The organism is Okeania sp. (genome assembly GCF_983059655.1).
In genome coordinates, this window is record NZ_CEZPJD010000440.1 from 1 (window position 1) to 6,416 (window position 6,416).

11 protein-coding genes are annotated in these 6,416 nt (G+C 34.8%); 6 read left to right on the forward strand and 5 right to left on the reverse strand.

Annotation, left to right across the window (positions count from 1 at the left end; translation table 11 throughout):
• Positions 1-587: NAD(P)-dependent oxidoreductase (locus tag AC3DU7_RS21320; protein WP_488041308.1), on the reverse strand; the 587-nt coding region annotated here is incomplete at its 3' end.
• Between the two features lie 237 nt (positions 588-824).
• Here AC3DU7_RS21320 and AC3DU7_RS21325 point away from each other — a divergent pair.
• From AC3DU7_RS21325 to AC3DU7_RS21350, 6 genes are all read left to right on the forward strand, one after another.
• Positions 825-1,328: a hypothetical protein gene (locus AC3DU7_RS21325; protein WP_488041309.1), complete on the forward strand. Its 504-nt coding sequence runs from the start codon at positions 825-827 to the stop codon at positions 1,326-1,328.
• Positions 1,329-1,523: 195 nt separating this feature from the next.
• Complete coding sequence (locus tag AC3DU7_RS21330; protein ID WP_488041310.1) at positions 1,524-2,303, forward strand: photosystem II electron transport protein, Sll1252 family; 780 nt, start codon at positions 1,524-1,526, stop codon at positions 2,301-2,303.
• A 339-nt stretch (positions 2,304-2,642) separates the two neighbouring features.
• On the forward strand, positions 2,643-3,059 hold the full coding sequence (locus tag AC3DU7_RS21335) for a XisH family protein (protein ID WP_488041311.1): 417 nt from the start codon (positions 2,643-2,645) through the stop codon (positions 3,057-3,059).
• Complete coding sequence (locus AC3DU7_RS21340) at positions 3,047-3,382, forward strand: XisI protein (RefSeq protein ID WP_488041312.1); 336 nt, start codon at positions 3,047-3,049, stop codon at positions 3,380-3,382. Before AC3DU7_RS21335 ends, AC3DU7_RS21340 begins: the two co-directional genes overlap by 13 nt.
• A 20-nt stretch (positions 3,383-3,402) precedes the next feature.
• Positions 3,403-3,657, forward strand: a complete 255-nt coding sequence (locus tag AC3DU7_RS21345; RefSeq protein ID WP_488041313.1) for a DUF3622 domain-containing protein — start codon at positions 3,403-3,405, stop codon at positions 3,655-3,657.
• A gap of 11 nt (positions 3,658-3,668) precedes the next feature.
• Positions 3,669-4,235, forward strand: a complete 567-nt coding sequence (locus AC3DU7_RS21350; protein ID WP_488041314.1) for a P-loop NTPase fold protein — start codon at positions 3,669-3,671, stop codon at positions 4,233-4,235.
• A gap of 117 nt (positions 4,236-4,352) precedes the next feature.
• On the opposite strand, the gene AC3DU7_RS21355 is transcribed toward AC3DU7_RS21350, so the two are convergent.
• The 4 genes from AC3DU7_RS21355 to AC3DU7_RS21370 all read right to left on the reverse strand — a co-directional run bounded on the left by AC3DU7_RS21355 (position 4,353) and on the right by AC3DU7_RS21370 (position 6,279).
• A complete protein-coding gene (locus AC3DU7_RS21355) occupies positions 4,353-5,093 on the reverse strand; it encodes a hypothetical protein (RefSeq protein WP_488041315.1) in 741 nt (246 codons plus the stop codon).
• Between the two features lie 373 nt (positions 5,094-5,466).
• On the reverse strand, positions 5,467-5,802 hold the full coding sequence (locus AC3DU7_RS21360; protein ID WP_488041316.1) for an element excision factor XisI family protein: 336 nt from the start codon (positions 5,800-5,802) through the stop codon (positions 5,467-5,469).
• The gene (locus tag AC3DU7_RS21365) at positions 5,790-6,101 is read right to left on the reverse strand and encodes an element excision factor XisH family protein (RefSeq protein WP_488041317.1); all 312 of its coding nucleotides are present in this window, start codon (positions 6,099-6,101) and stop codon (positions 5,790-5,792) included. Before AC3DU7_RS21365 ends, AC3DU7_RS21360 begins: the two co-directional genes overlap by 13 nt.
• A 94-nt stretch (positions 6,102-6,195) precedes the next feature.
• Entirely contained in the window at positions 6,196-6,279 is an 84-nt protein-coding gene (locus tag AC3DU7_RS21370) for an element excision factor XisH family protein (protein WP_488041318.1), read from the reverse strand.
• Between the last annotated feature and the right edge of the window lie 137 nt (positions 6,280-6,416).

Below are 6,416 nucleotides of genomic sequence, written 5' to 3' on the forward strand. Positions count from 1 at the left end.
TAGTCCGACTCTTGGATCAATAAATCCATATCTACCAAATTACAACCCAATTGGTCTGCTCTTTCTTTAGAAATAAATGGGTCGTAGGCCAGAATTTTCATACCCATAGCTTTTGCTACCTTAGCTACATGGGAACCAATTTTACCCAAGCCAACAACACCAAGAGTTTTTTTATAGACTTCTACCCCGATAAACTTTTTACGGTCCCACTTTCCACTTTTTATTGATTGGTTAGCCTCTGGGATGTGGCGCGACATGGACAACATCATAGCTAAGGCGTGTTCTGCTGCAGCGATCGTATTTCCCTCTGGAGAATTAACTACCACAATACCTTTGCGGGTTGCTGCTGCTATATCTACGTTATCTACTCCTACTCCAGCACGACCAATAATTTTTAGTTGAGTAGCAGCTTCAATAATTTCCTGGGTAACTTTAGTACCAGAGCGAATCATTAAAGCATCATATTCTGGTATTATTTTGACCAATTCTTCTGCGGGTAGACCTGTTTTGACATCTACTTGAGCTACTTGGGAGAGAATATCAATTCCAGTTTTATCTATTGAATCAGATACAAGAACTTTTGGCATAAGAAATTAGTTGAATAATTAAGTTATGTGACTGTTTTACCTACTGAAACTTCCGCTTCAGTTTGATTTTTTAGTTTCTGAAATAGCAGGAGATTTTGCCAGACTATAATTGTAATTAGTAATGTTTATTTAGCAAAAACATTAGCTGCTGACCTAACCTCACCCTTCAGAGTATCAGTATGGGCCTATAATTTTATTGATTGTCAGAAATATTTTAGATTGCTTTGATCGAATTTTATGAATTATCTCGTTGCTGTATTACCAGACCGCATTCAAGCTGAAGCTGCCTATTCTGCTTTGGAAAAAGAAGACTTGCCCATGAAGCAAGTAGCGATATTGGGCCGGGGATATCAAACTGCTGATGAATATGGCCTAATCGATCCTAACGAACAGGCCCGTAAACAAGCAAAACGAATGGTTACTTGGCTTGCACCTTTTGGCTTTGCTGCTGGTGTTACTTTTAGCATCATTACAGGATTGAATACTTTTGCCTGGGCAGGGGAATTTGGTAATCATTTTATTGGTGGTATATTGGGAGCTATTTCTGGTGCAATGGGTGGAACTTTTGTTGGCGGTGGAGTGGGTTTGATTTTTGGCGGTGGTGATGCTTTGCCCTATCGTAACCGCCTTAATGCTGGTAAGTATTTGATTGTTGTTAGTGGTTCGGAAGCTTTGACTCGTCTGGCAACTCGTACTTTATATCAGTTTAAACCAGAAAATATCCAAGGATATACTGCTTAATTCAGTTATCAGTTATCAGTTATCAGTTATCAGCCTTTTCAGTGAATAGTGAACAGTTATTAGTTATCGGCATCTCCTTTAAGTAGGTAGGCTGGAAATATAACACAGTGCTTCTCACTACTATGAGGTACACTTCGCGGGCATCTTGCCCGCACTAGATATCCTAACTACTCCCTACTCCCTAAATAAATAATTATGTTACCAAAAGAAGAACTTCTCAAAGGAATTGAAAATCGCGAAACTATTACTCGCATCATCGATCTAGCAGAACAAGCTATCAGAACTTGGGAAATTACTCAGAGTGATTTTTTGTCACCGCCAGAAATATTTGAGTCGGAAGCAATTTTTCAAAAGTTGACAGAAGTAGAATTAGTTTCCTGGGGTGGTTATCCTCAAGCGGAACGAAAAAGATTAGCGATCGCTCGTTCAGATTTACCTATTGATACTTCGAGTGTGGAATTACAAGCTATTAATATTGAGGGAAATTTTCTGTTTGATACTGCGACTCACCGAGATTTTCTTGGTTCGATGTTAGGTACAGGAATTGTCAGAGAAAAAACGGGGGATATTATTGTTTTGGGAGAACGTGGCGCTCAGGTAGTAGTAGTGCCTGAATTGGTGGAATATTTAGAAATGAATCTCCAACAAGTTCGGTCTGTTCCTGTTAAAGTTAAACCTCTAGAATTGAGTGAATTAAGAATAAGAGAACCGAAAAAGAAAGAGTTAACAACTGTGGAAGCTTCCATGAGATTAGATGCAGTTGCTTCCGCTGGTTTTGGAATGTCTCGGAGTAAAATGGTTGATTTAATTGATGGGGGAAATGTCAGGGTAAATTGGAAGGAAATTAGTCAGGCAAGTTATACGGTGAAAACTGGAGATTTAATTGCTATTCGGGGTAAAGGAAGATTAGAAATAGGGGATGTTGCGATCACGAAAAAAGAACGTTATCGGGTGCAGTTGACAAGGTATGTTTAGATTGAGGAAGGAATCAGGAGACATGAGTAGCTTTCTGTCTACACCCTCTGCGCGGATTGCTATATATTTACTCCTTTTTTCTTTATTAGATATCTCCAAAAATCAAAAATAAGATCAATTATTATCAATTATTCTTCCCTATTCTCTATTCCCTTTGTTATGGAGACGTTTATTCTGAAAATAATCTACTATAGCAATCCTAAATAGGTTGCGACAAATCAAAAAGTAGATAAAAAAACTGAAACTCTTACCTGTTCCCTGTTCCCTATTCCCTGTTCCCTGTTCCCTATTCCCTAAAAAGCAGTAAGATTCTTGACACGAATAAAATAGGATTGCTATATGGCTAAAGACATTTTCCATCAACAGGTTAAAAATGCTTTAATCAAAGATGGATGGAATATCACCCACGATCCTTTTACAATTCAGATTAGTGAAGCTATCAAATTACAAATAGATTTGGCAGCAGAAAATGCTATTGCAGCAGAAAGAGGTTCTGAAAAAATTGCTGTAGAAATTAAAAGCTTTATTGCAGACTCAGATATTAGCTCATTTCATACTGCATTGGGACAATATCTTAACTATTGTCAAGCACTTGAAGAACAAGAAGCAGACCGAATTGTTTATTTAGCTATTCCAGTAGAAACTTATCAAGATTTTTTTCAGCTTCCTTTTATTCAACGTTCTCTGAAACGTTTTCAAGTCAAACTAATTATTTATAATCCTAAATTGGAGGTGATTTCTGAATGGATAAATTAGAAAAATATCGACAATTTGTTCAGGAAATTTTGAGTTCACACGCAGAAATAGCAAATACTAATAATACAGTAAAAGATGAATTAATATTTGATACAGAACGTGACCATTATCAATTAGCTTATGTAGGTTGGCGAGGAGATAAACGAGTATTTGGTCCTGTGATGCACTTTGATATTATAGATGGCAAAATTTGGATTCAATATAATGGTACAGAAGAGTCTGTTGCTGAGAGATTAGAGCAAATGGGTGTACCTACTTCAGATATAGTTATCGGTTTTCATTCTGCTTTTAAGCGTCAATTTACTCGTTATGGGAAAAACTGAATGTAAGCATTTAGTTATTATTGATAATTATAACAGGACTTACGCAAATTAACGTTGAAAACGAAATATGTAGGGGCGTTAGTTGTGTAGTTAGTTGTGTAGGTTGGGTTGAGGTCACGTTAGCAGAGCTTATCCGGAGGATAAACCCAACAAAAATAGATATCTCTAAACATAAAGAAGGAGTCAATAGTCAGGAGACAGGATGGAAGAAGAAGCAAGAGGAATTGAACCTATTTTGTTATCAACAAATCATTAGAAATCAAGATTCTTTTTAATTTATCAACTAATGTCAAAATCTACAGATAAATCCAACAAAATTATTACTGTCGGAGACCAAGCAACAACAAAAGATGAACTTGGTTTTACTCCTTATGTAATAGCTATGGCTGAATTTTTAACTAATGAAAATACAAAACCTCCACTGACTATTTCTATCGAAGGTGAATGGGGTAGTGGTAAATCTTCTTTTATGAAACAGTTGGAAAAGGAGATTCTCAAGAAGTCTGAAGAATTAGATAAAAAAGATTTAGCAGGGGTTTGGCAGAAAATTAAAAAAGACCAGATTATTTTTAGCAATCTATCAGATATTGGTAAATTTGTCAGATTAGTATTTAAACAAAAAACCCAAACAGTTTGGTTTAATGCTTGGCGACATGAAAAATCTGAGTCACTTTGGGCGACTTTTGCTCTTTCTTTTTTAGAAGAATTATCTAAAAATCGTAATATTCCTGATTTTTTCTATAATTTATACAGTCGGTTTCAGCTATTTATTTATCGTTTAAATTTTAAAGATAAACCGTTTAAAGCTATTCAGACTTTGGTGATGGTTTCGTTGATTTCTAGTATTACTTAGGAAGTGTGGAAAAAATTACCGAAGAATTAATAATTCTTAATTAAGTAATTCAGATTAAAATCCTCCCCTTTCAAGGGGAAAAAAGAAATAATATTTCTCTAGTTTTAAGCATAATAATTAGAAGTATTTTTTTACGAACTCTTGATAAATAGATACTTTTTCTACCGCCTCTGATACAGAAATATCATAGATTGTTGCCATCGTGGCTATTAACTGCCTATCAACACCTTCAACAAACTTCAGATTTTGCTCAAACTGACTAGCTGCCGACAACCAAAATTCCTCACGAGCTTTGAATAAAACTTCAGAGTCATAGTCCTCTTCCTCATAAATAAATTGAATAAATTCTACTGCGGGAATAATAATAAATCTATCTCTGATATCATCAAATTTTGCATCCTTCCAAATATGTTCCTTGGTAGACAAAATCTTTGGACACCCTACATCATACTCATCCCTTTTCTTAGGCGTAAAAACTTTTCCTGTAGAATGAACACCGATCCTTAGCATTTCAAATAATTCTTCTTTTTTCTTCTTTCCAAGTGCTTTTGTTTGTACGTCAGGCACAGGAATAAGAATATCGCGTTTTTTAGCAATGTTATTTCGGATGGCTGCATAACTAGAAGGTATAGATGAAAACCAATTAACATTATATAATTTAGATGCCAATAAAGTTATATTGTTTGTCGCATCAGAATCTATTCCGTAAACAACTGTAATTAGATAATTTGTAGTCAGTGTAGAAGGTATCAATATACTAGAGATTAGTATGGGAAGTGTCAGTTCTTCATTTTCTAGCTTAGTTGTTTGTTTTACCAAGTATTCAAGTTGTTGCGTTAAAAACATTTTTATTGCCATTATTCGTTTCCTTCCATACTATACTACAATAAATAAAAGTTTATACTTTGAAAGTTTTAATCAATCAAACCTTTGTCTAGAAAGACTTTAATTTTTAGATAGCCCCTCATCGCAGGTTAACACATTTCACCCTAAAACAAAGGTATCCATCGGACAAATTCCTTTACCTTTTTTGATAGAAAAAAAATCTTTTGATAGAAATTACAGGTATTGTGTAAACGGCGATAAATTTTATCAAAGCAAACCGTTATTCCTGTTATTCTGTGGAGTGGTAGAGATATTTGTAGGTTAGGTTAAGGAACGAAACCCAACTAAAATAAGGTGTGATTTATATAAAATCAATTAATTCTTCCCTACTCCCTACTACCTCAATTTACTCCACAGCAAAACCAGTATATTTCCGTTTATAAGGTGCATGAAAAGCCAGAACAATATCTGATGATGGAACTCCTAAATCTACTAATTCACCAGCAATACCAATTTCTGTACCATCATGTTGTATCCAGATTTTTTCATTTTTAATATCTATTTGTAAAACACAACCTCGTATTCTTTCATTCCCATCCCAACCAACATTTAAAAGTTGATAATGGTCGCGATCGCGGTCGACAATTGTTTGTACTTCTACCTCTCCATAAGATGGTTTATATTGTCCGTATTCTTTGATTATTTGCTCAATATAATTTCTGTATTTTTCTAATTTTTCCATTCTATAATTACCCCCTGCTCTACATTATAAATAATAAGTTTAAGATGTTGTTCTGCAATTACTCCTTGAGTAAATAGTAACCTAAAAAAAGTTTTATAAGTGTCTTCAGGAACAGCTAAATATAAAATTCGCTCCCGGTCTTTTTGGTTAAGAATAAAACGGTAATTCAAATACTGACCTAATGCTGTATGAAATTCATAAGTTATTGATTTTTGAATGAAACTTTTGATTTCTACAGCAATTTTTTCCCCATCTTTTTCTGCAGCAACAAGTTTTTCTGCACCTAGATCGACATACATATCAACTCCACATTTCAGTTATCAGTTATCAGTTATCAGTTATCAGTACCTTTGCTTGAAGCATCAGGATTGAAATATTGAACTTTATTTTTTTTCATCTTTGTTGGTCAGTAATAGTCCAATTTTCTTTGATTAAGGCATTTTTGACAGCATCGTGAAAAGCGTCTTTAGTAGGCATAATTCTTACACTACATTTTATACTAAAAAATTATTGACACTTTGTAGGTTGGGTTTCCGTAAACGTCAAGCCAACATTGTAGCTTGGTGTTGGGTTGCGCTGCCGCTTAACCCAACCTACGGTTTGATACCCACTTA

Coding starts and splice junctions, on each gene's coding strand:
- AC3DU7_RS21340 (WP_488041312.1), top strand. CDS start 3,047: ATGGATAAATTAGAAAAATATCGACAATTTGTTCAGGAAATTTTGAGT.
- AC3DU7_RS21370 (WP_488041318.1), bottom strand. CDS start 6,279: ATGCCTACTAAAGACGCTTTTCACGATGCTGTCAAAAATGCCTTAATC.
- AC3DU7_RS21350 (WP_488041314.1), top strand. CDS start 3,669: ATGTCAAAATCTACAGATAAATCCAACAAAATTATTACTGTCGGAGAC.
- AC3DU7_RS21360 (WP_488041316.1), bottom strand. CDS start 5,802: ATGGAAAAATTAGAAAAATACAGAAATTATATTGAGCAAATAATCAAA.
- AC3DU7_RS21335 (WP_488041311.1), top strand. CDS start 2,643: ATGGCTAAAGACATTTTCCATCAACAGGTTAAAAATGCTTTAATCAAA.
- AC3DU7_RS21355 (WP_488041315.1), bottom strand. CDS start 5,093: ATGGCAATAAAAATGTTTTTAACGCAACAACTTGAATACTTGGTAAAA.
- AC3DU7_RS21325 (WP_488041309.1), top strand. CDS start 825: ATGAATTATCTCGTTGCTGTATTACCAGACCGCATTCAAGCTGAAGCT.
- AC3DU7_RS21330 (WP_488041310.1), top strand. CDS start 1,524: ATGTTACCAAAAGAAGAACTTCTCAAAGGAATTGAAAATCGCGAAACT.
- AC3DU7_RS21365 (WP_488041317.1), bottom strand. CDS start 6,101: ATGTATGTCGATCTAGGTGCAGAAAAACTTGTTGCTGCAGAAAAAGAT.